At 61.5% G+C, this 19,630-nt stretch carries 20 protein-coding genes and 1 pseudogene; 13 read left to right on the top strand and 8 right to left on the bottom strand.

What is annotated here, in order from left to right:
• Positions 1 to 419: 419 nt before the first annotated feature.
• Positions 420 to 3,236 carry an ATP-binding protein gene (locus ACA065_RS18480; protein WP_497690933.1) on the bottom strand — a complete coding sequence of 939 codons (2,817 nt, stop codon included), beginning with the start codon at positions 3,234 to 3,236 and terminating at the stop codon, positions 420 to 422.
• Between the two features lie 577 nt (positions 3,237 to 3,813).
• Between ACA065_RS18480 and ACA065_RS18475 the strand changes: the two genes are divergently transcribed.
• From ACA065_RS18475 to ACA065_RS18435, 9 genes are all read left to right on the top strand, one after another.
• Entirely contained in the window at positions 3,814 to 4,086 is a 273-nt protein-coding gene (locus ACA065_RS18475) for a BufA1 family periplasmic bufferin-type metallophore (protein WP_497690932.1), read from the top strand.
• Positions 4,083 to 4,496 carry a DoxX family protein gene (locus ACA065_RS18470; RefSeq protein WP_497690931.1) on the top strand — a complete coding sequence of 138 codons (414 nt, stop codon included), beginning with the start codon at positions 4,083 to 4,085 and terminating at the stop codon, positions 4,494 to 4,496. The genes ACA065_RS18475 and ACA065_RS18470 overlap by 4 nt, the downstream gene beginning before the upstream one ends.
• Positions 4,497 to 4,508: 12 nt before the next feature.
• The gene (locus ACA065_RS18465) at positions 4,509 to 5,270 is read left to right on the top strand and encodes an alpha/beta fold hydrolase (protein ID WP_497690930.1); all 762 of its coding nucleotides are present in this window, start codon (positions 4,509 to 4,511) and stop codon (positions 5,268 to 5,270) included.
• A 25-nt stretch (positions 5,271 to 5,295) separates the two neighbouring features.
• Positions 5,296 to 5,568 (top strand): BufA2 family periplasmic bufferin-type metallophore, encoded by a 273-nt coding sequence (gene bufA2 / locus ACA065_RS18460; RefSeq protein ID WP_017137586.1) that lies wholly within the window; start codon positions 5,296 to 5,298, stop codon positions 5,566 to 5,568.
• Positions 5,569 to 5,686: 118 nt separating this feature from the next.
• On the top strand, positions 5,687 to 6,511 hold the full coding sequence (gene bufB / locus ACA065_RS18455) for an MNIO family bufferin maturase (RefSeq protein WP_497690929.1): 825 nt from the start codon (positions 5,687 to 5,689) through the stop codon (positions 6,509 to 6,511).
• Positions 6,508 to 7,260 carry an HvfC/BufC N-terminal domain-containing protein gene (locus tag ACA065_RS18450; RefSeq protein WP_497690928.1) on the top strand — a complete coding sequence of 251 codons (753 nt, stop codon included), beginning with the start codon at positions 6,508 to 6,510 and terminating at the stop codon, positions 7,258 to 7,260. The genes bufB and ACA065_RS18450 overlap by 4 nt, the downstream gene beginning before the upstream one ends.
• A 103-nt stretch (positions 7,261 to 7,363) precedes the next feature.
• On the top strand, positions 7,364 to 8,728 hold the full coding sequence (locus ACA065_RS18445) for an MFS transporter (protein ID WP_497690927.1): 1,365 nt from the start codon (positions 7,364 to 7,366) through the stop codon (positions 8,726 to 8,728).
• Positions 8,729 to 8,798: 70 nt separating this feature from the next.
• Positions 8,799 to 9,926, top strand: coding sequence for an MFS transporter (locus tag ACA065_RS18440; RefSeq protein WP_497690926.1), 1,128 nt, complete (start codon positions 8,799 to 8,801; stop codon positions 9,924 to 9,926).
• A 43-nt stretch (positions 9,927 to 9,969) separates the two neighbouring features.
• On the top strand, positions 9,970 to 10,410 hold the full coding sequence (locus ACA065_RS18435) for an MEKHLA domain-containing protein (protein WP_497695379.1): 441 nt from the start codon (positions 9,970 to 9,972) through the stop codon (positions 10,408 to 10,410).
• Here ACA065_RS18435 and ACA065_RS18430 read toward each other — a convergent pair.
• Positions 10,407 to 10,928 carry a DUF3087 domain-containing protein gene (locus ACA065_RS18430; protein WP_497690925.1) on the bottom strand — a complete coding sequence of 174 codons (522 nt, stop codon included), beginning with the start codon at positions 10,926 to 10,928 and terminating at the stop codon, positions 10,407 to 10,409. The genes ACA065_RS18435 and ACA065_RS18430 overlap by 4 nt on opposite strands.
• A gap of 127 nt (positions 10,929 to 11,055) precedes the next feature.
• Between ACA065_RS18430 and ACA065_RS18425 the strand changes: the two genes are divergently transcribed.
• Together ACA065_RS18425 and ACA065_RS18420 are read left to right on the top strand one after the other, a co-directional pair.
• Positions 11,056 to 11,232 carry a hypothetical protein gene (locus ACA065_RS18425; protein ID WP_497690924.1) on the top strand — a complete coding sequence of 59 codons (177 nt, stop codon included), beginning with the start codon at positions 11,056 to 11,058 and terminating at the stop codon, positions 11,230 to 11,232.
• A 30-nt stretch (positions 11,233 to 11,262) separates the two neighbouring features.
• Positions 11,263 to 11,466: a DUF6021 family protein gene (locus ACA065_RS18420; RefSeq protein WP_497690923.1), complete on the top strand. Its 204-nt coding sequence runs from the start codon at positions 11,263 to 11,265 to the stop codon at positions 11,464 to 11,466.
• 37 nt (positions 11,467 to 11,503) lie between these two features.
• Here ACA065_RS18420 and ACA065_RS18415 read toward each other — a convergent pair whose 3' ends face one another.
• Positions 11,504 to 11,740: a DUF6555 family protein gene (locus tag ACA065_RS18415; RefSeq protein WP_094950596.1), complete on the bottom strand. Its 237-nt coding sequence runs from the start codon at positions 11,738 to 11,740 to the stop codon at positions 11,504 to 11,506.
• A 120-nt stretch (positions 11,741 to 11,860) separates the two neighbouring features.
• On the opposite strand from ACA065_RS18415, the gene ACA065_RS18410 reads away from it, so the two are divergent.
• Together ACA065_RS18410 and ACA065_RS18405 are read left to right on the top strand one after the other, a co-directional pair.
• Entirely contained in the window at positions 11,861 to 12,694 is an 834-nt protein-coding gene (locus tag ACA065_RS18410) for an arylamine N-acetyltransferase family protein (protein ID WP_497690922.1), read from the top strand.
• Between the two features lie 124 nt (positions 12,695 to 12,818).
• The gene (locus ACA065_RS18405) at positions 12,819 to 13,571 is read left to right on the top strand and encodes an outer membrane beta-barrel protein (protein WP_497690921.1); all 753 of its coding nucleotides are present in this window, start codon (positions 12,819 to 12,821) and stop codon (positions 13,569 to 13,571) included.
• Between the two features lie 141 nt (positions 13,572 to 13,712).
• Here the strand turns inward: ACA065_RS18405 and ACA065_RS18400 are convergent, their stop codons facing one another.
• From ACA065_RS18400 to nuoN, 5 genes and pseudogenes are all read right to left on the bottom strand, one after another.
• Entirely contained in the window at positions 13,713 to 14,027 is a 315-nt protein-coding gene (locus ACA065_RS18400; RefSeq protein ID WP_497690920.1) for a helix-turn-helix domain-containing protein, read from the bottom strand.
• Positions 14,017 to 14,367, bottom strand: coding sequence for a toxin (locus tag ACA065_RS18395; protein WP_497695378.1), 351 nt, complete (start codon positions 14,365 to 14,367; stop codon positions 14,017 to 14,019). The genes ACA065_RS18400 and ACA065_RS18395 overlap by 11 nt, the downstream gene beginning before the upstream one ends.
• A 235-nt stretch (positions 14,368 to 14,602) precedes the next feature.
• Positions 14,603 to 16,198, bottom strand: a complete 1,596-nt coding sequence (locus ACA065_RS18390; protein ID WP_497690919.1) for a gamma-glutamyltransferase family protein — start codon at positions 16,196 to 16,198, stop codon at positions 14,603 to 14,605.
• Between the two features lie 23 nt (positions 16,199 to 16,221).
• Positions 16,222 to 16,708, bottom strand: a pseudogene (locus ACA065_RS18385) (ABC transporter permease); the annotation flags it as partial.
• A gap of 1,452 nt (positions 16,709 to 18,160) precedes the next feature.
• Entirely contained in the window at positions 18,161 to 19,624 is a 1,464-nt protein-coding gene (nuoN, locus tag ACA065_RS18380) for an NADH-quinone oxidoreductase subunit NuoN (RefSeq protein ID WP_497690918.1), read from the bottom strand.
• Positions 19,625 to 19,630 lie beyond the last annotated feature (6 nt).

Raw genomic sequence — 19,630 nt, 5'->3', positions numbered from 1 at the left:
GGGAGCAAGCCCCTCCCACAGTTAACCGAGTTCAGCTTCCAAGATCAGGTCGGCTGTCAGGCCGCCTCGCTTTTGCTTTTGATTCAACCACTCAGGTCGGCTACTAGGCCGCCGTGCTGTAGATCTTGATCTTGATTTTGATCTTAGGCGCCCCGTCAACCACGCTGGCCGAACGCAGGCTTTGGAGCGGGGGTAAACCGGCAGGACGCCGGTTTAGCCGCGCTGGGCCAAGGATGGCCCATCGCGGCGGCCCCCGCTCCAAAGCCTGCGTGAGGGCACACCGAGCCTAAGCGAGGTGCCGAGTGGTGGGGCAAGAGCCTTTTGGTTACTTTTGGGCTCTTTTCAAAAGTGACCCGCTGTAAGAGCGGAACCAATAGAGGCCATCACCCAAATAACGGATATGTACTCAACCCCACCAATCAACGATGCTGAAACCGAGGCAACGAAGCAATCCGCAATTTAGGCTCCTGCAACCGCGCCAAATCCGTAGCAATCTGCGCCCGCCAAAAATGCGCCCCCGCCAATTGCGCATCCACCCAGGCCTGACGCAGCAGCACCTTGGCCTTGTCCACCGAACCATAGTGCCCTTGGCGCAAAGTCAGCTGCGCCTTGATCCGCAACATCTGCGGCACAAACCAACGCTCATGTCGGCCAATCGCCAAATGCAGCGTGTCCTCCAAAACTTCCAGCGCAAGTTTTTCCAGACCCAGGCGCGCCAAACCCAGAGCGTATTCACAGCGCAACAAGCTGTAGAGCTGGCTGTCACCCTGGCCTTGCAGATAGTGCAGCGCTTCGCCAAGTTGCGGCACGCCTTCTTCCGTCGAACCCTGGCGAATCAGCAGAATGCTTTCAAAACACAGGCGAAATTGCCGCCAGATATGCAAATCCTGGCGGGTGGTGCTGTCTTGCAGCAGCCCCAGGTAGTAGCGCATTTTCGGCAAGTTCGAGGCCAGCAGCGCCAGTGGAATAGCCCCCAGGCACAAGGTGTACCAGAGCGTCGCCGGGTGATCGAGTGAGATGGCTTCGTCCACGCAGGTGCTGATCATGCGCAGTGCCGGGTCGACATCGCCTTCCAGCAACAACACCTTGGCTTTCAGGCAACGGGCGGCGATGCGCTGGTCGAAATGCACGTCGATGATGTGTGAACGCGGTTCTGACGGCGAGCCGAGGGCCTCGTCGATGTTCTGTCGCGCACCCGCCAGGTCGCCCATATGAAACAGCGCCACCGCACGCATGCGCTTACCGAGCAATTGCTGGTTGCCGCTGCTGTTCAGGGCGATATAGCGCTCGGCCAGTTCCAGCGCTTCGGCGTATTGGTTACAGCCGCAGCGGTCAGTCCATAGACCCCACAACGCGCGCATTTTGTGCTCGGCATCGCCCAGGTCGCGGGCGTCTTCGCGCACTTGGCGCCAGGCTTCGCGCATCGGCCCGCCGGTGCCGTAAGTGAGCATCAACACACTGGCCAGGGCGGTTTGCAACAGCATGCGTTGGCGCACCGGCAACGGTGCGACGGCGTTGCTGGCCAAGCCTTTTTCGACCCAGGTGCGGCACTCGCTCACCAAGGACAGGCGCAGCCACAGCGGCACGCCGCCCAGGGTCAGCTCGATGCCCAGAGAGAGGTTGCCGCTGGCTGAATAGGCCCAGTCCAAGGCCGAGCGAATGGTGCTGATCTCGGGGCCGTACAGCGCGATCCAGGTTTCCGGCGACAGGCCATCGAGGGTCTCGCCAGCCTCTTTCAATACGCCAAGGGCGTAATGGGCATGACGCTGGGCGGTGGCGTTGGTTTCGCCATGCTCAGTGAGTTTTTCCTGGGCGTAGGCGCGCGTGGTTTCCAGCAGGCGGTAGCGCTTGAGCAACTGCGACTCACCGGCGATCAGCAGCGACTTGTCCATCAGGCTTTCGAGCAAAGGCAGGGCGTTGCGCGGGTCGAGGCTGCTGCTGGCGGTCATCGCCTTGACCGCATCGAGGGTGAACGAACCGGTGAACACGGCCAGTTGGCGCAGCATCGCCTGCTCGTCACCGCTGAGCATCGAATAGGTCCAGTCCAGGGTCGCGCTCAGCGTACGGTGGCGGGCGAGGGCGGTGCGCCGGCCGGTCATTTGCAGGCGAAAGCTGCCGTCGAGCAGGCCGACCAGGTCCTGGATGCCAAAGGTGCGTACCCGTGCGGCGGCGATCTCGATGGCCAGTGCGTTGCTGTCGAGTTTGCGACAGATCGCGCAGGCCGCCGCTACATCGGCGTTGTTGAACACAAAGTCGGGGTCGAGGGCGCGCACGCGTTCGACAAACAGGCGTACGCCGGACCAGTTCAGGGCTTCGGCGGCACTGAGGTGGGGGCCATCGTCGGGCACTTGCAGCGGTGCCAGGTCGTGCACGCGCTCGCCCTCGGCACGCAATGGTTCACGGCTGGTGGTCAGCACGTAGCATTGAGGGGCACTGCGCAGCAGGGTTTCCACGGCGTCGGCGGTGGCCGGCAACACGTGTTCGCAGTTGTCCAGCACCAGCAACAGGCGACGCTCGGCGAGGGTGGCGACGATGCTGTGCAGCGGATCGTCGCTGACGGTCTGGATACCCAGGGCGCTGGCGAGCATGCCGGTTACCCATTGCCCGCTCGTGGCCGGCGCCAGGTCGACGAAGCAGGTGTCGAGCTTGAAGTCATTTGCCAACTGATGGGCCACGCCCATGGCCACGGTGGTCTTGCCGATGCCGCCGGGGCCGGTGAGGGTCAGGAACCGCTGGCTGAGCACTTGTTCGGCAAGGCTTTGGATCAAGGCAGCGCGGCCGATCACCTCAAAGGACGGCGGCGTTGCACAAGGCTCCAGGCTGCGCGCAGCAGGCACCGGCAGGCTGTCTTCGCCGGCCGCCTGCACGGTCACCGGTGCCACGAAGCGATAACCACGGCCGGGCACGGTGACGATGTAGCTGAAGTTGCCGTCGTCACCCAAGGCGCGACGCAGGGCGACGATTTGCGCGCGCAGGTTGCACTCCTCCACGACCACCTTGGGCCAGGCGTAGGAGATCAGTTCGGCTTTCTCCAGCAACTCGCCGGCACGGGTGGCCAGGGCGATCAACAGGTACAGGGCGCGGCTCCCCAGGGTCACGGGCTCGCCGTTACGCAGCAACACGTGCTGGCGTGCCAGTAACAGGAAGGGGCCGAAGCCCAAGGCGTTGTCGGCGGGAGCCGGGGCCAGGTGGTCTGCGTCCATACCGGACACTGCGTGGTTCTTGCTCGAGCTCATCAATTCGTCCTTTTTATAGTCAGGCTTGTTATTGGCGATCAGGCCATTCGCCCTTTTTGGGGTGCAGATGTGCAGCAGCAGTCTTGGAAAGTTGATGTCGATCAAAAAGTCGAAAAGGTCGCCCTCCTTTGGGGCGTTGTCGTTTTTATTGGCGTGTCACGGAGCGGGTTTCAGTGGATGAGATTGTCTCAAAGCTGAAACATTTTATTACTAGAAATAGGGATAAAGCAGAATGTATGCCAGTTGGCATGTAACAAAGATGACAACAACCGTATGAAATTTATGGTGATTTTTATGGTCGTTGGCGGTGCCTGAGAGGCTCCGTTCGGAAAGGCGAATATTTCTAATTGTGTCGTTCGGGATGCCGAATAATTTGGCGGAAATTTGCCAGTGTTTTTTTGACTGTGTATCCCACTGTATCCCTGCACCACCTTGATACACCGGCATGACGTTCTGTCGTGTTTGCGACACAGAGCGGATACATGCCTGGCTTTAACTCTGTTCACCAGTTGGCGCAGGCGGTTACTCACCGCCACTCGCGCCCTGGCCACACTCAGTCAAGCCAGGAGATACACCGATGAAGCGTCCTTACGCTGCCCTCGCGGCAACCCTCGCCTTGTCCCTCAGCGCCTTCGCGGCGGTGGCTCACGCCGATGAGCCCAAACCCCAGGAAAAATGCTTCGGCGTAGCCCTCGCCGGTGCCAACGATTGCGCCGCCGGCAAGGGCACCTCGTGCGCGGGCACCGCCACTGCCGACTACCAGGGCAACGCCTGGGTACTGGTGGACAAAGGCACCTGTACCCAAATCAAGACGCCCAAAGGCTACGGCAGCCTGACGGAACAACCGTGATCCAGCGCCTGCTGCCCCAGGCACTGCTGTTGCTGGTGGCGCGGGTCGCGATTGCGGCGGTGTTCTTCCTGTCGGGGCGCACCAAGGTCACGGGTTTTCTTGACCTGAAACCGTCGACCTACACGCTGTTCCGTTCGGAATACGCCTTGCCGCTGATCCCGCCGGACTGGGCGGCGCACTTGGCGACCTACGCCGAGCACGTGTTCCCGCTGCTGCTGGTGTTGGGCCTGCTGACCCGCTCGGCCGCTGCTGCGCTGCTGGGCATGACCCTGGTGATCGAGGTGTTTGTGTACCCCGACGCCTGGCCGGTGCACCTGACCTGGGCAGGGCTGTTGCTGCCGCTGCTTGCGTACGGGGCTGGGCCGTGGTCGCTGGACCACCTGCTGCTGGGCAAGCCTTTACAACCCTGATGGAGATTCCCGATGCGAATGCTTTCTTCCCTGGCCATTGCCATGGCCCTGACCGTTCCACTGCTCGCCCAGGCGGCCGACACCACGCAGCCTGGCACCGGTAAAAGCGTGGTGATCGTGCCCGGTTCGTTTGTCGACGGTTCCGGCTGGCGTGTGGTGCACGACATCCTGATTCACAAGGGCTACAAGGTCACCGTGGTGCACCAGGGCCACGAAAACCTGGCCGCCGACGTGGCCGAGGCACGTGAAGTGCTGGAGCAACAAGTCGGCCCCGTGGTGCTGGTGGGCCACAGTTCCGGTGGCGCGGTGATTTCGATTGCCGGCGACCGCGACAAGGTCAAGTCGATGGTCTACGTGTCGGCGCTGCAGCCGGAAGTGGGCGAGAACATGGCTCAGTTGATCGGCTCGATGCCGGCGCCCAGCGATGACATCAAACAGAGCCGCGACGGCCACCTGTTCTTCGACCGAACTAAGTACAACGCGGATTTTGCCGCTGACCTGACCACCAACCGCACCGACTTTATGGCCGCCTCCCAAGTGCCGGCCACCACCGCGCTGTTCGGCGGCACGGTGTGGGCGGCGGCCTGGCACAAGAAGCCGACCTACGCCGTGGTCTCCACCGAAGACCGCGCACTGAGCCCTGCGCTGCAACGCTGGATGTACCAGCGGGCCGGCTCCAAGGTCACCGAAATCAAGGCCAGCCACTCGGTGTACATCTCCCAGCCTGAGGCTGTGGCGAAGGTCATCGAAGACGCTGCTTCCGTCATCAAATAACTCCCCCGAAAAAAAGGAAAACACCATGAACACTGCACTCAAATCCCGCCTGAGCCTCGCCGCTGCTGCTGCCCTGATCGCGATGGCCTCGGCTTCATTCGCCAGTGCCGCCAGCGCTGCCGACCAGCAGGAAAAACCCGGCCGTTGCTACGGCGTCAACAGCTGCAAGGGCGAAAGCCTGTGCGCCACCGCCAAACACGACTGCAAGGGCCTCAATAGCTGCAAGGGCGAAGGCGTGATCGTCAAGACGCCGTCCGAATGCCTCAAGGCTGGCGGCACCCTGACTGAGCCGAAGTAACTCACCCACCCTTGTGAGGGGAGGGTTTGTTGTGGCGAGGGAGCTTGCTTGCGTTGACTGCGCAAGCACGCTTGCTCGCCACAACAAGCTCGCTCCTGCAGTTGATGGAGAACAGACGATGCCCACATCCAACCCACCCTTTTCCGGCTACGGCCTGGGCCTGCGCAAGGAACATTACTGCGACTTCCTGGAGACCTCGGTGCCGGTGGATTTTGTTGAAGTGATCTCCGAAAATTTCATGGTCGAAGGTGGCCAGCCCCGGCACATCCTGCGCCAGATCCGTGAGCGCCACCCGGTGGCGCTGCATGGGGTGTCGATGTCCATCGGCAGCGCTGAAGGGCTTGACCCGCACTACCTGCGGCGCCTCAGGTCGCTGGTGGATGAGCTTGAGCCGCTGTTTGTGTCCGACCACTTGAGCTGGTCGCGCAGTGGTGGCTTCAATGCCCACGACTTGCTGCCTGTGCCTTATACCGAAGAGGCGCTGGATCGGGTCTGCGCCAATATTCATCAGGCTCAGGAAGTGCTGGGCCGCACGCTGTTGGTTGAAAACCCCTCCAGCTATTTGGCCTTCGAGGGCGCGTCCATGAGCGAGTGGGAATTTATCGCCGCCATGGCCCGGCGCACTGGCTGCGAGCTGTTGCTGGACGTCAATAATGTGTTTGTCAGTGCCAGCAATCATGGTTTCGATGCGTTGGCGTTTCTCGCCGGTATTCCCGCCGAGCGTGTGCGCCAGGTGCACTTGGCCGGGCATAGCCAGGGCCGCGATTTACTGATCGACAGCCACGACAGCCCGGTGTCTAGCGGGGTGTGGGAGCTCTATGCCAGCGCCATTAAGGTGCTTGGGCCCGTGGCGGTGATGATCGAGCGCGACGATGAGATCCCACCGCTGGCCGAGTTGCTTCAGGAGCTGTCGATGGCTCGAGCCCTGGGGGCGCAGCGATGAACCTCGGTGAGTGGCAGCAGGCCTTTCGCACCTGGCTGGTGAGTGCGTCGGAGGAGGCCGCACAGGTGCTGGGCAATCACCGCGCGGGGCTGGCGGTGTACCAGAACAACTACCGCGCGCAATTGGTGGGCTGCCTGCAGCAGGCGTTCCCGACCCTGCGTCGTTGGCTCGGTGAAGAGGCGTTTCTGGCGGCCAGCATTACCCATATTGATCAGCACCCGCCGCATGCCTGGACGTTGGATGCCTACCCCGAGGGTTTCTACGCGACCTTGAAAACGGTGTTCGCACATAACCCCGATGTGCATGAGTTGGCCTGGATCGAGTCGGCCTTGACTGAAGCCTTCGTCGCCGCCGATGCGTCGCCTGTGCCACTGCAAGCGTTGGCTGACCTGGACTGGGACAGCGCGGTTTTACGGCTGACACCGTCGCTGCGCTGCCATGTGCTGACCACCAATGCCGAGGCCATCTGGTCGGCGCTGTGGCAGGAAACCGTGCCGCCTGAAGCGACGATGCTGGAGGCGGCGGGCGGCCTGCTGGTATGGCGGCGCCAGTTGACCTCGCGCTTGCGCCAGGTGGAGGCGCTGGAGTTGCACGCCTTGCTGCACTTGCAGGTCGACGGCAGTTTCGCCGGTTTATGTGAGTTTCTGGTGGCGCGCCTGGGGGAAGAGGCGGGTGTGGTTCAGGCAGGTGAATACCTGGCTGGGTGGTTGGGCAGTGAGTTGATTGTCGGTGTTGGGGCGAGTGAGTGACCTGTGGCAAACATGAAAATTTTGACAGCCGGGTAATTGGCAACTGAAAAAATCCCCGGCTGCCCTTACTCTAAGGGCCTTTGTTACCAGCGCTGGATTGTTCATGTCTTCTGTTGCCGATGGGTTGCCCTCCAATAAACGCCTGCCGGCAGTGATCGCCCTGTCTTTAGGGATCGGCATGGCAACCCTGGACACGGCCATCGTCAACACGGCGTTGCCGACCCTGGCTGAAGGCATCGGCGCCGACTCGGCCTCGGTGATCTGGGTGGTCAACGCGTACCAGCTGGCGATTATCGCCACGGTGCTGCCGTTCGCGTCGTTGAGTGATGTGTGGGGGCATCGCCGGGTGTATCTCGGTGGGTTGCTGTTGTTTATTGTCTCGTCATTGTTTTGCGGGCTGGCCGGGTCGCTGCTGACCCTGACCGCCGCGCGGGTGGCGCAAGGGCTCGGCGCGGCGGCGGTGATGAGCGTCAACACCGCGTTGCTGCGGCATATTTACCCGTCGAAAATGTTGGGCCGTGGCCTGGGCTATAACTCGCTGGTGGTGGGGCTGGCCTTCACCCTTGGGCCGACCGCCGCGTCGGCGATTCTGTCGGTGGCAACCTGGCATTGGTTGTACCTGATCAACGTGCCGCTGGGTTTGTTGGCACTGGGGTTGGGCTTGCGTTCCTTGCCGACGCTGCCCATGACCGGCCACGCCTTCGACCGCCTAGCCGCAGCGCTGTGTGCCGGGTTGTTCGCGTTGCTGGTGCTCGGTCTGGGTACGGCCGTGCACGGTGCCCAGGGCGCGCTGACCCTGGGCCTGATCGCCGTGGCGCTGGTGTGCGGCGCGTTGCTGCTGCGCCGTCAGGCCGGTCACCCGGCGCCGATGCTGGCCCTGGACTTGTTCAAACGGCCGGTGTTTGCGCTGTCTTCCCTCACCGCGATCTGCGCGTTCAGCGCCCAGGGCCTGGCGTTTGTGTCGTTGCCGTTCCTGTTACAGACGGCGCTCGGCCATAGCCAGGTGGAAACCGGTTTTCTGATGACACCCTGGCCGGCCGTGGTCGCCGTCATGGCCTTGGTGGCGGGGCGCCTGGCCGATCGGGTGTCGCTGGGCGTGCTGTGCGGCATCGGCCTGCTGATGCTCAGCGCAGGCATGGCCGCGCTGGCAACCTTGGGCAGTGGCGCGTCAGCCTTTGATATCGGCTGGCGCATGGCGTTGTGCGGCGCCGGTTTCGGCTTTTTCCAATCCCCCAATCTCAAGGCGATCATGACCAGCGCGCCGTTGGCCCGCAGCGGCGGGGCCAGTGGCATCGTGGCGATTTCGCGGTTGCTGGGGCAAACGCTGGGGGCGTCGCTGGTGGCGTTCTGTTTCCATCTGTCGCTGGGCAGCGGCCCGCAATATGCGTTGTGGCTGGGTTGCGTGTTCGCGCTGGTGGGCAGTGTGGCCAGCGGTCTGCGTTTGTTGCCCTATGAGAAAAAAGCCTGATGGGGCGTTGTAAATCCCGGCCTGAGAAGGCTAACGTGGCCGCCTGAGTATTTCAGGATGTTTCAGTTTTATGTCCAGCCCGGCCCAACGCATTGCTGATACGACCTCCCGACGCGCCGCACTGACCCTTGCGTTATGCCTGCCCAGTGATGTGTTGCTCTACCTGCTGCTGCCCATGGAATCCCAGGCGTTTGGCATCACGCTGGCCCAGGCCGGGGTGCTGCTGGCGGCTAACCGCCTGGTGCGAATTTTTGGTTACCGGCATGTGCTGAACTTCTACGCGCGCAACGGTGATCGGTTGACCTGCATGATCGCCGCCGGGGCTGCCACGGTGTGCGCCTTGGGCAACTCGATATTGTCGGGTTTCGCCGCATTGCTCGGGCTGCGGCTGATCTGGGGCTTATGTTTTGCCGCGTTGAACCTGTCGACCCAAGTGTTGGCGACTTCCGAACCTGCTGGTGCGGCACGTCGCGCCGGGCGTTCACGCGCGATGATTGCCCTGGGGCCGATGCTGGCGCTGCCGCTGGGTGGCTGGCTGACCTTATGGGCCGGGCCGCGCCCGATCTTTATGATTCTTGCCGGCTGCTGCCTGGCGGGCCTGTGGGTGGCGCGCGGCTTGCCCACCGCCGGGCATGATTTGCACAGCACCGGGCGACGCTTCAAGTGGCCCGACAGCGTGGCGACCTGGTCGTTTATCGAAGGGGTGGCGCTGGATGGGCTGTTTATCTTTGGCTTGTCGATCCAGGCACAGAAGATTCTCGGCGGCGACGCGGTGCTGATCGCCGGTGGCCTGATGGCCCTGCGGTACGCCTCCGAGATGCTCCTGAGCCCGCTGGGTGGCCGCGCGGCGCAACGCTTTGGCGCGACCTCGATGCTGCTGCTGTTTTCGTTCATGAGCGCCCTGGCCTTGACCGCGTTCGGCAGCTATTGGGTGATTGTCGGCGCAGCGGCGGTGCTGGTGCTGCGCGCGCTGCAACTGCCGTTGGTGACCACTTTGGTGGCCGAGCGCAACCCCGGTTCGATGCGCGTTTCCGCGCTGGCTTCCAACGCGGTGTGGCGCGATGTCGGCGCCGGTCTCGGGCCGTTGTTGGCCGGCCTGTTGCTGCCGGTGGCCTCGGCGCCCTGGGTGTTTGGCCTGGCCGGCGCGGCTATTGCAGTGAGCGCGGTGTTCTGCTGGCGAGCCAAGGTTTCCAACTGACGATGTGAGGTTGTTTGTGGCCCTTCAAGAAAACTTCGTGCGGGTGCTGGATGAGTCGTACCGACACTGGACCGGCCAGGGGCTGCCGGCCCCCCAGCACCTGGACGCACAGCGGCGTCTGGCCTGGCTGCACAGCCACGCACCTTATAGCCTGCTGGCCCACGACGGCGCCGCCGACCCGCGTTTTACCTACGTCAATGAGTGCGCGTTGCAGTGCTTTAAATACCCGCGTGAGACCTTCATCGGCATGCCTTCACGCTTCAGCGCCTCGCCGCTTGACCGCGCCGGGCGCCAGGTATTGCTTGAGCAAGTCACCGCCAAGGGTATTGCCCAAGGGTATAGCGGCTGGCGCGTGGATGCACAAAACCAGCCGTTCATGATCTACGCCGGGGTGGTTTGGACCTTGCTCGATGAGGGCGGCCAGCCGTGCGGGCAAGCCGCGTTGTTCTGGCCGGATGAACAGCGCATCGGCGTGTTGGCTTAAGCGCTTTTAAGGCTGTCCAGCCAGGCGGGGTCGAGGCGGGTTTGCTCGGTGTCGATCCCCAGCGCCTGCATCTTTGCCTTGTGTACGTCGATCTCGTCGACCAATTGCGCCTGGGCGCTGGAGTTGGCGTCCAGCTCATGCATCTGCGTGAGCCCCAAGTGGTAGAAGCGCAGCAGTTTGATCGCCGTCGGGTCGTTGGTTTGTACGCGCTCGGTGACCTTGTGCATCACATTGGTCACGCTCATCAGGCTGCGCTTGAGCTGCCAGCCATACACCGCCGGCGCCAGCCAAGGCTGGGTCCAGAACGGGCCGCGTACCAGGGCGATGGTGATCAATACCCCGGCAAACACACCGCCGACATTGAAGCGAAAGTTGTCACCGCCAGGTTCGCCGAACAGCATCACCGCCAGGCTCGACAGCAGCATCGCCAGGGCCACGAACAGCACGGCAATGATGAGGGTGCTGCGCCGGGTTTGTTGGCGGAAGGTCGCGGGGTCGCAGGGTTTGAGCTCGAACATCCGGGTCAGGTCTCAAGAAGGGGCGGGGTGGCATCTTCGCATGCTTTGCGCAATCAAGTTGAACGATGGTTGCGCGGGCTTTCTCTAAACCCATGCAGGCCAGCCAATCCCCGTGAGGTGAACCATCATGCCCGAATACAAGCAACCGCCGCCTGGTACGCCCGACCCTGACCGCACCCCCGGTGAAGAGGAGCGTGACAACGATGCGTTACGCCCCAACGACCCCGCGGAGCGTCAAGACGACGATGTACAGCAGGTGGAGGAAGACCTGGAAAACCTTCACGACAAAGCCCGCCCGCTTTAAATAAGGCCCGCTGTAACTAAGGAGAGCACCGTGAGTAATCCCCCGAAAGGTCCGCGTTCAGACGAGCATTCCAGCGGTAAGGATGAACTGGGCTTCGACCCGGATTCGCCCGACGTATCCGATCCGCAGGTCGACCCCATCGGCCCTGCCATCGCGCCGTTGGACCAAAAAGATAAAGATGAGGCCGATAAAAAGCCGCCCTACGATCCGTTGGGCGGCTTGAAGGCCACTTGAAGTAAAAAACCAAGCCCCGCCATCGCGGGGCTTGTGCTTATTTGGGGGGCACCCAAGTGACTTCGGTAATGCCGAACTTTTCCGCCCAGGGCCGGGTGGTTTTCTTCACCTGTTCGTGACCCACACGCCCAATGCGGCTGACATGGGCGATGTCGGCATCCACCGCTGCCCAATGCCAGGCCTCGGCGTTGTTCATCACTTCCGCGCGCACCACAAAGGACTTCGGTTGACCGTGCAGCTGATAGTTGATGGTGTAGATTTTTGCGGTACTCATGTTGCCTCCCTGTCTTGTTATAGATGGATAGGCAACTGTTCAAAAAGGTTCAGTCAAAATGACAAGTCGCATGCTTGCGCGGCATAGTGACGCCTTCGTCACGCGCTCAAGGATCGCGCCATGCCCCGTTTGACTCATAGTCAGCTTTACCTGCAACGCCTGGGCTACGACTCGCCGCCACCGCCGACCTTGCAAACCCTGCAGGAACTGCAACTGCGCCATGTGTGCGCATTTGCTTTTGAAAGCCTGTCGACGTTACTGCGCTCTGCGGTGCCGATCGACTTGCCCAGCATCGAGCAAAAGGTGCTGCTCGACGGGCGTGGCGGCTATTGTTTCGAACTGAACCACCTGTTCCTGGCCCTGCTGCAGGAACTGGGCTTCGAGGCGCGCGGCCTTACCGGCTGGGTGGTCATGGGCGGGCCGCTGGACGCGCGCACCGGGCGTACCCATCGTCTGAGCCTGGTCACCCTGGATGGCGTGCGCTACATCACCGATGTCGGCTTTGGCGGCATGGTGCCGAGCAGCCCGTTGCAGCTGGACACCGACGCGATCCAGGCCACCGCCCATGAACCTTATCGGCTGACCTTCAATGATGGCAGCTACACCCTCTGGGCACAGGTAGGCGAGGAGTGGCGTGGCTTGTATGTGTTCGACCTGCAAACGCAGGCAGACATCGACTATGAAATCGGCAACTGGTACGTGTCGACGCACCCGGCTTCCGTCTTTGTCGGCCAGTTGAAGGCGGCCCTGTTGGCACCCGGTAAACGTCATACGTTGAATAACGCCAACTATGCCGTTCATTACCTGGACCGGCCCAGTGAAAAGCGCGCCATCGAGAGCACCGATGAGCTGCTGACGTTATTGCAGGCGACCTTCGGCATTCGCTTGCCGACACACCCGCACCTTCACGAGGTCCTTGATGGCTTAGTGATGGCAAATTCCAAAGAGGCTTGAGATAGAGCCTGCGCTGAACCGTTTTTCCTCCAAATCGACTCAAATTAATTCGAACCTTTCGCGAAAGCTGAGGTTCGAACCGGTTCCTGAATAATTTGCTCACCAGACAAGGAGATGTAAAACGATGTCCAAGCTATTCGGAAAATTCCTCAAGGGTTCCTCGCTGTTGGCGCTGGTCGCTGCGCCTGCCGTGGTGTTCGCTGCACCGTCCACTGGCCCGATTTCCGTACTCGGTTTGCAGGGCAGCTATAACGACTTCAAACTCGAAGGCGGTAGTGAAAGCGACAAAGACCACATGCCCGAAGCGGGCCTGTTCTACACCTTCGGCAATAAGCTTACCGCCGAATCCGGCTTTATTTACCAAGCCGGCGTCGAAGCCAAATACGGCGAAAAGAGCAGCAATAAACTCAAGGAAGGCCAGGCTGACCTGGACCTCGGCTGGCGTGCCGCGCTGGACGCGCGCAACTTTGTCGACGTGATTGTGGGCGGTGGCTACAGCTGGACCCGCTACGAGCCGGACACCAACGATTACGACGTCAAACTCACCAACAGATCGCCGTTCGCCAAGGCCGCCTTGGGTTACAACCACCAGTTCGATGACATGACCCTGCGCGTCGAAGCCGGTGCCCGTCGCACCATCGACGGCCGCGCCAAGCTCAAGGTCGACGACGTCGGCAGCGACACCGTGGACCTCAAGGACCGTACCAACCCTTACGCTGAAGTCAGCCTGCTGATGAACCAGAAGGGCGACCTGCCGGTGATGGCGGGCCTGTACTACACCCGTACCGAATACAAGCTCGACGATGATTCCTATGTCGCCGACAACACCAAGCTCAAGCGTGACGAGTACGGTTTCAAGGTCGGTATCGCGTTCTAAGCGCTACCTTGGATGCGGGGCGGCCAACGCCCCGCATTCGACTGCCCGATCAAGCCCCCTTTGTGTCCCCCAAAACCCTCAACGCAGCGCCGCTCAATGCGGACAAGGCTGCGCCGCCTCGCGCCCCACAAACACTACCCATCAACCCAATGCGGCGAGCTGCGCCACGGTTTCTGGAAACCGCGCCACCAAACGAATCAAGGTGGCGGCCTGGGCGTTCGGCTTGGCGCGCCCTTGCTCCCAGTTTTCCAGGGTGCGGATATTGGTGCGCAGGTACATGGCGAACACTGAGCGGGAGAGGTTGAGCTGTTGGCGCACGGCGACCACCTCTTCGGCGGTCAGCGGGGCCAGGGTGTTGAGATGGACTTTGTGAGTGCGCAGGGTGACTTTGCCTTGGCGCTCGTCGGCCAGGGCGTCGAAGCCTTCGACCAGTTCGGAAAAGATTTCACGTTTCATGGTGTGTTCTCGCTTTGATTTCCCTGTCCAGCAGGTGTTTCAGGGCTTTTTTGTGATGGGGTGCCAAGTCGTCCTGTTCGTGTTTGCCGTACAGGGTGAACAGCCAGAATTGCGTGCCGCCCGACCACCCGTAATGAATGACCCGCAGGCCACCGCGTTTGCCTTTGTTACGTCGCTCATCAACGAAGCGCACCTTGCGTAGCCCGCCGGTTCCCTCGATCACGTCTCCCGCTTCCGGGTTTTTCATCAATGCCTGTTGAAAACCGTGGAACAGCTCGTCACTCAGATAATCCTTGCGATGCCGCTCGAAGGCCGGCAGTTCGATAAATAGAGCATCCATGTTCTGTACGTAGCCTGCGTATAGTTTCGTGGCCCACGCGCGCTCGGTCAAGTGACCTGGCTGTGGGAACTTTCCTAAAACGCAAACACCATACGGCGGCCCTCAACCGGGAGATGCCAGACGCAGTGGCAGATCGAAGAGGAATTTTCCGTGATTGGCAGAGGATAAAAGTACTGCAAGCGAGCTGAGCCCTGTTAATCGCCAGGGCTCAGGCAGGGGGAAGGGGGAAAGCGCTTTAGTAGGCGGCAATCAATCCATCTTTGCGCGGGTCAGTTCCACCTACATACCCATGCTGGGTGCGCTGGATGATCTGCGCGCCACCAAAGGCGAACACGCCGCTTGGGTCTTCAACGTCGATGCTGTGGCCTTTAGCGCGGAGTGCCTGCGCCACCTGTTGATCGAACGCACGCTCCACGCAAACCTGCAGCCCGGCCTCGACCCGCCAGCGGGGCGCATTGGCAGCGGCTTGCGGGTTCTGTTTGTAACGCAGGATACGCATCATCATTTGCAGGTGCCCTTGTGCCTGCATCGGTCCGCCCATCAAGCCAAATGCCATTAATGGCGTACCGTCGGCATTCATCACAAAGCCTGGGATAATGGTGTGAAACGGCCGCTTGCGCGGCGCGACGGCATTGACATGTTCGGGGTCAAGCGTGAAGGCGGCGCCACGGTTTTGCAGGCTGATACCGGTGCCTGGCACCACCACGCCTGAGCCGAAGCCCATGTAGTTGGATTGGATGAACGACACCATCATGCCGCTTTCGTCTGCTGTCGACAGACACACCGTGCCACCTGCCTTGGGCGAGCCGTGGCCGGGGTTGGCCGCCTGTTCACTGACCTGCGCAGCGCGTTCTCGCAAATAGGCGGGATCGAGTAAATGCTCGGGCTTGAGGCGCATATGGTTGCTGTCGGTCACATGATGCTGGAGATCGGCCAACGCCAGTTTCATCGCCTCCAGCACCGGGTGCACGGTCTCGACACTGTCGACCGGATGCTCGCCGACGCCAAGTGCTTCGAGCATGCTCAGCCCCGCCAACGTAGCGATGCCTTGCCCATTGGGCGGCAACTCATGCACCACGGCACCGGCGTAAGGCACCGACATTGTCTCAAGCCACTCGACGCTGTGGTTCGCCAGGTCCTTGAGGCTCATGACACTGCCGTTGGCCTGCGCATGCGCAATGATGGCGTGGGCAAGTTCGCCACGGTAGAAGGATTCGCCCTGGGTGTCGGCGATGCTCTGCAGGGTTTTCGCATGGTCTTTGAGCCAGACTTTCTCACCCGCCACGGGCGCTTTGCCACCCGGTAAAAAGCACTCGGCAAAACCCGGCTGGTCCTTCAGTTTTTCGGCGCCCAGGCGCCACAATTCACTGATGATCGGCGTCACCTGATAACCGTCTCGCGCATAAGCAATCGCCGGTTCGGCCAGTGTGGCAAAGGGCAATTTGCCGTAGCGCTCATGCAGCGCGACCCACGCAGACACTGCCCCCGGCACGGTCACTGAACCCCAGCCGCGCTGTGGCATCTCGGTTTGGCCGGCGAAATATTCAGGCGTCCAGCCTTCAGGCGAGCGGCCGGAAGCGTTCAGTCCCTGCAGCTTTTTTCCATCCCAGACAATCGCAAAAGCGTCACTGCCAATACCGCAGCCGGTGGGTTCGACCACGGTCAGCACCATGGCCGCAGCGATGGCGGCGTCGACCGCGTTACCGCCTTTGCGCAGTATCTGCAGGCCAGCCTGAGCGGCCAGCGGCTGGGAGCAGGCGACCATGTTGTTGCCCATGACGGGCGAGCGTGCGGATGGATAGGGTTGGCTGTAATCCAGATCATCAAACATGAGTGGCTCCCTTTCGGCAGTTGTCAATTTTTGGGGTCCAGGGCGTCACGCAGACTGTCCCCCCAGCAGGTTGAAACACAAGGCGGTGATGTAGATCGCGATACCCGGCGCGATCGACATCCAGGGCGCTTGCTCCATGAAGTTCTTGGCGGTGTTGAGCATCGAGCCCCAGGACGGCGAGGGCGGTTGTTGGCCCAGGCCGAGGAATGACAAGCTGGCTTCGGCGAGTATGGCCGAAGCGATGGTCAGCGTCGCTTGCACCACCAGCGGCGACATCACGTTGGGTAGCACGTAGCGCAGCACGTAGTGCAGGATGATCCAGCGGTCCGGCAGGCCAATGGCGCGGGCGCTTTCCAGGTAATCCTCGTGACGAATCGCCAGCACCTGGCCGCGGGTCAGGCGCGAGAAAATCGGCATCGTCGACAGACCAATGGCAATCATGGGGTTGGCAAGGCTTGGCCCGAGGAATGCCCCCAGTGCAATCGCCAGCACCAGGAACGGGCAGGGCAGCCTCTCGCGACTGGCCAAAGAATGCGCGCAGGGGTGGGGCGAACCAGCGGTCTGCGTTGCGAGGGTGATTGCAAGCGTGATGCCAATTGCAATGGGTTTACTTGCTTTTTTTTGGGGGGGGGCGGGGTATGGGCTTGTGGCAGTGAGCGTATGGGCTGATTGGCGCGAGGCGGTGGAGGAGGGTGTGATTGGTTCGGGGCTAGTTGAACCAATTTTTTAGGTGGGGGTGTATGGGGGTGCACAAATGTAACGTGCGCTTGGGGCTGGGCAGGCGACTAAGCTTTCTCAGGTTTAAACCGTATTAACTGTGGGAGCTGGCTTGCCTGCGATGGCGGCCTCTGGGCCGACCAGGATATTGGGTTAGTACGAGTACATATCCATTCCTGCGGTAACGGCTGCTATGGGTTCCGCTCTTACAGCGGGTCACTTTTGGCAAACGCCCCAAAAGTAACCAAAAGGTCTTTGCCCCACCACTCGGTGCCTCGCTTAGGCTCGGCATGCCCTCACTCCGGCTTGAAACCGTGGGCCGCCGCGATGGGCCATCCTTGGCCCAGCGCGGCTAACCCGGCGTCCTGCCGGGTTGCCCACGGATTCAAGCCTGCGTTCGGCCATCGTGGTTAACGGGGCCTGTCAGATCAAAGTCAAAAGCAGATCAAAAGCAGAGCACGGCGGCCTAGTAGCCGACCTGAGTGGTTGAAGCAAAAGCAGGGCAACAGCACAGCAAAAACAGATCAGAAGCTGAGCTGCTTTTCTGTGGGAGCTGGCTTGCCTGCGATGCAGACACCTCGGTACATCAGGCATAACCAGTTGATGCCATCGCAGGCAAGCCAGCTCCCACATTTGACCCAGTACACCCTCTATCTGATGTACTGAGCTCAAAATGTGGGAGCGGGCTTGCTCGCGAATGCGGTGGGCCAGTTACAAATAAGCTGACTGATACACCTCCATCGGGAGCAAGTCGAACCGTCGCACCGCCCCTCCCACATTTAACCGAGTTCAGCTTCCAAGAGCAGGTCGACTGTCAGGCCGCCTTGGCTTTGCTTTTGATTCAACCACTCAGGTCGGCTACTAGGCCGCCGTGCTGTAGATTTTGATCTTGATTTTGATCTTAGGCGCCCCGTCAACCACGCTGGCCGAACGCAGGCTTTGGAGCGGGGGTAAACCGGCAGGACGCCGGTTTAGCCGCGCTGGGCCAAGGATGGCCCATCGCGGCGGCCCCCGCTCCAAAGCCTGCGTGAGGGCACACCGAGCCGGAGGCGAGGTGCCGAGTGGTGGGGCAAGAGCCTTTTGGTTACTTTTGGGCTCTTTTCAAAAGTGACCCGCCGTAAGGGCGGAACCAATACCCGCCATCACCCAAATAACGGATATGTACCAAGAGGTCCAGATACCTCCCCCCAGAACGCAAAAACGGCGCCCGAAGGCGCCGTTCTTTTACTGCGACCCGCTAAGCGATCAAACGCCCAGAACCGCGTGCTGCACCAGGGTGAGCAACGGTTGTGGGTACACACCCAGGAAGAACGCGAGCAGGGCGATCGCCAGCAGCATCACGCCACCGGCTTTCTGTTCCCAGTGCAGCTCGGCATCCACACGGCGCAGGTTTGGTTCGATCAGGTACAGGGTGACCATCACGCGCAGGTAGTAGAACACGCCGATGGCGCTGCCCAGTACCAAGGACGCAACCAACCACCATTCGTGAGCTTCAACGCCGGTGGCGACGATGTAGAACTTGCCGATAAAGCCCGCGGTCAGCGGGATACCGGCCAGGGACAGCATCATCACGGTGAGTACGGCGGTCAGGTACGGACGGCGCCAGAACAGGCCGCGATATTCGTACAGGGCGTCAGCATCACGGCCTTTGAACGGCGAGGACATCAGCGTGATCACACCGAACGCACCGAGGCTGGTGATCACGTAGGTGACCAGGTACACGCCCATCGCTTCCACGGCCAGGCCTTTGCTCGCCACCAGGGCGATCAGCAGGTAGCCGAAGTGCGCGATGGAGGAGTAACCGAGCAGACGTTTGAGGTTGTTCTGGGTCAGGGCCAGCAGGTTACCGAACAGAATCGACGCAATCGCGATAATGGTCAGCACGTTGCTCAGCACGCCGGTGTTGGCGGCAGGCGAGATCTGGAACAGACGCACCATCACCGCAAACACCGCCACCTTCGACGCGGTGGCCAGGAACGCCGCCACCGGCGCCGGGGCGCCTTCGTAGACGTCCGGGGTCCACAGGTGGAACGGCACCAGCGACAACTTGAACGCCAGGCCGATCAGCATCATCGCCAGGCCCAGTTGGGCAATCGGCGCAGGCATGCTGGTGGCGGCCAGGGCGTGGCCGATACCGGTGAAGCTCAGGCTGCCGGCTTCTGCGTAGAGCAGGGCCATACCGAACAACAGAAACGCGGAACCGGCCGCCGACAGCACCATGTACTTGATGCCGGCTTCCAACGAGCGCTTGTTGAAGAAGGCGTAGGCCACCAGACCGTAAGTCGGGATCGACAGCAGTTCCAGGCCGATGAACAAGCCGGCCAGGTGCTGCGCGCTGACCAGCACGATGCCACCGGCCGCAGCCAGCAGGATCAGCAGGTACAGCTCTTCCTTGTTGCCTGGGTAGCCGGTGCCGCCTTCGCCGAGGTAGGCGTGGGCGAGGGTGACGCAGGCCAGCGTGGCGACCAGGATCAACGCGATGTACAGCAGCGCGAAGTCATCGACCATCATCAGCGGGGTGACCGCCAGTGGCGCGACCTTGAGGGCCGGAATGATCGACAGCAGGGCCAGGTTCAAACCGGCACAGGACAGCAGGAACGTTTGTGAGTGATTGCGGCGCCAGGCGATCGCCAGCATCACCGCCACAACGGTGAGGCTGGTGATCAGCAGCGGCGCAAGCGCGATAAAGTGTTGGATCGTGAATTCCATAGCGCT

The organism is Pseudomonas sp. LBUM1640 (assembly GCF_059716225.1).
The sequence above is the reverse complement of the archived record's forward strand: the minus strand, read 5'-3'. Positions and strand labels throughout refer to the sequence as shown.

What these genes read in the sequence shown, in the direction of transcription:
- ACA065_RS18415 (WP_094950596.1), bottom strand. Translation starts at nt 11,740, where the DNA reads ATGAGTACCGCAAAAATCTACACCATCAACTATCAGCTGCACGGTCAA.
- bufB (WP_497690929.1), top strand. Translation starts at nt 5,687, where the DNA reads ATGCCCACATCCAACCCACCCTTTTCCGGCTACGGCCTGGGCCTGCGC.
- ACA065_RS18440 (WP_497690926.1), top strand. Translation starts at nt 8,799, where the DNA reads ATGTCCAGCCCGGCCCAACGCATTGCTGATACGACCTCCCGACGCGCC.
- bufA2 (WP_017137586.1), top strand. Translation starts at nt 5,296, where the DNA reads ATGAACACTGCACTCAAATCCCGCCTGAGCCTCGCCGCTGCTGCTGCC.
- ACA065_RS18400 (WP_497690920.1), bottom strand. Translation starts at nt 14,027, where the DNA reads ATGAAACGTGAAATCTTTTCCGAACTGGTCGAAGGCTTCGACGCCCTG.
- ACA065_RS18430 (WP_497690925.1), bottom strand. Translation starts at nt 10,928, where the DNA reads ATGTTCGAGCTCAAACCCTGCGACCCCGCGACCTTCCGCCAACAAACC.
- ACA065_RS18410 (WP_497690922.1), top strand. Translation starts at nt 11,861, where the DNA reads ATGCCCCGTTTGACTCATAGTCAGCTTTACCTGCAACGCCTGGGCTAC.
- ACA065_RS18475 (WP_497690932.1), top strand. Translation starts at nt 3,814, where the DNA reads ATGAAGCGTCCTTACGCTGCCCTCGCGGCAACCCTCGCCTTGTCCCTC.
- ACA065_RS18445 (WP_497690927.1), top strand. Translation starts at nt 7,364, where the DNA reads ATGTCTTCTGTTGCCGATGGGTTGCCCTCCAATAAACGCCTGCCGGCA.
- ACA065_RS18425 (WP_497690924.1), top strand. Translation starts at nt 11,056, where the DNA reads ATGCCCGAATACAAGCAACCGCCGCCTGGTACGCCCGACCCTGACCGC.
- ACA065_RS18395 (WP_497695378.1), bottom strand. Translation starts at nt 14,367, where the DNA reads ATGGATGCTCTATTTATCGAACTGCCGGCCTTCGAGCGGCATCGCAAG.
- ACA065_RS18465 (WP_497690930.1), top strand. Translation starts at nt 4,509, where the DNA reads ATGCGAATGCTTTCTTCCCTGGCCATTGCCATGGCCCTGACCGTTCCA.
- ACA065_RS18450 (WP_497690928.1), top strand. Translation starts at nt 6,508, where the DNA reads ATGAACCTCGGTGAGTGGCAGCAGGCCTTTCGCACCTGGCTGGTGAGT.
- nuoN (WP_497690918.1), bottom strand. Translation starts at nt 19,624, where the DNA reads ATGGAATTCACGATCCAACACTTTATCGCGCTTGCGCCGCTGCTGATC.
- ACA065_RS18390 (WP_497690919.1), bottom strand. Translation starts at nt 16,198, where the DNA reads ATGTTTGATGATCTGGATTACAGCCAACCCTATCCATCCGCACGCTCG.
- ACA065_RS18480 (WP_497690933.1), bottom strand. Translation starts at nt 3,236, where the DNA reads ATGAGCTCGAGCAAGAACCACGCAGTGTCCGGTATGGACGCAGACCAC.
- ACA065_RS18405 (WP_497690921.1), top strand. Translation starts at nt 12,819, where the DNA reads ATGTCCAAGCTATTCGGAAAATTCCTCAAGGGTTCCTCGCTGTTGGCG.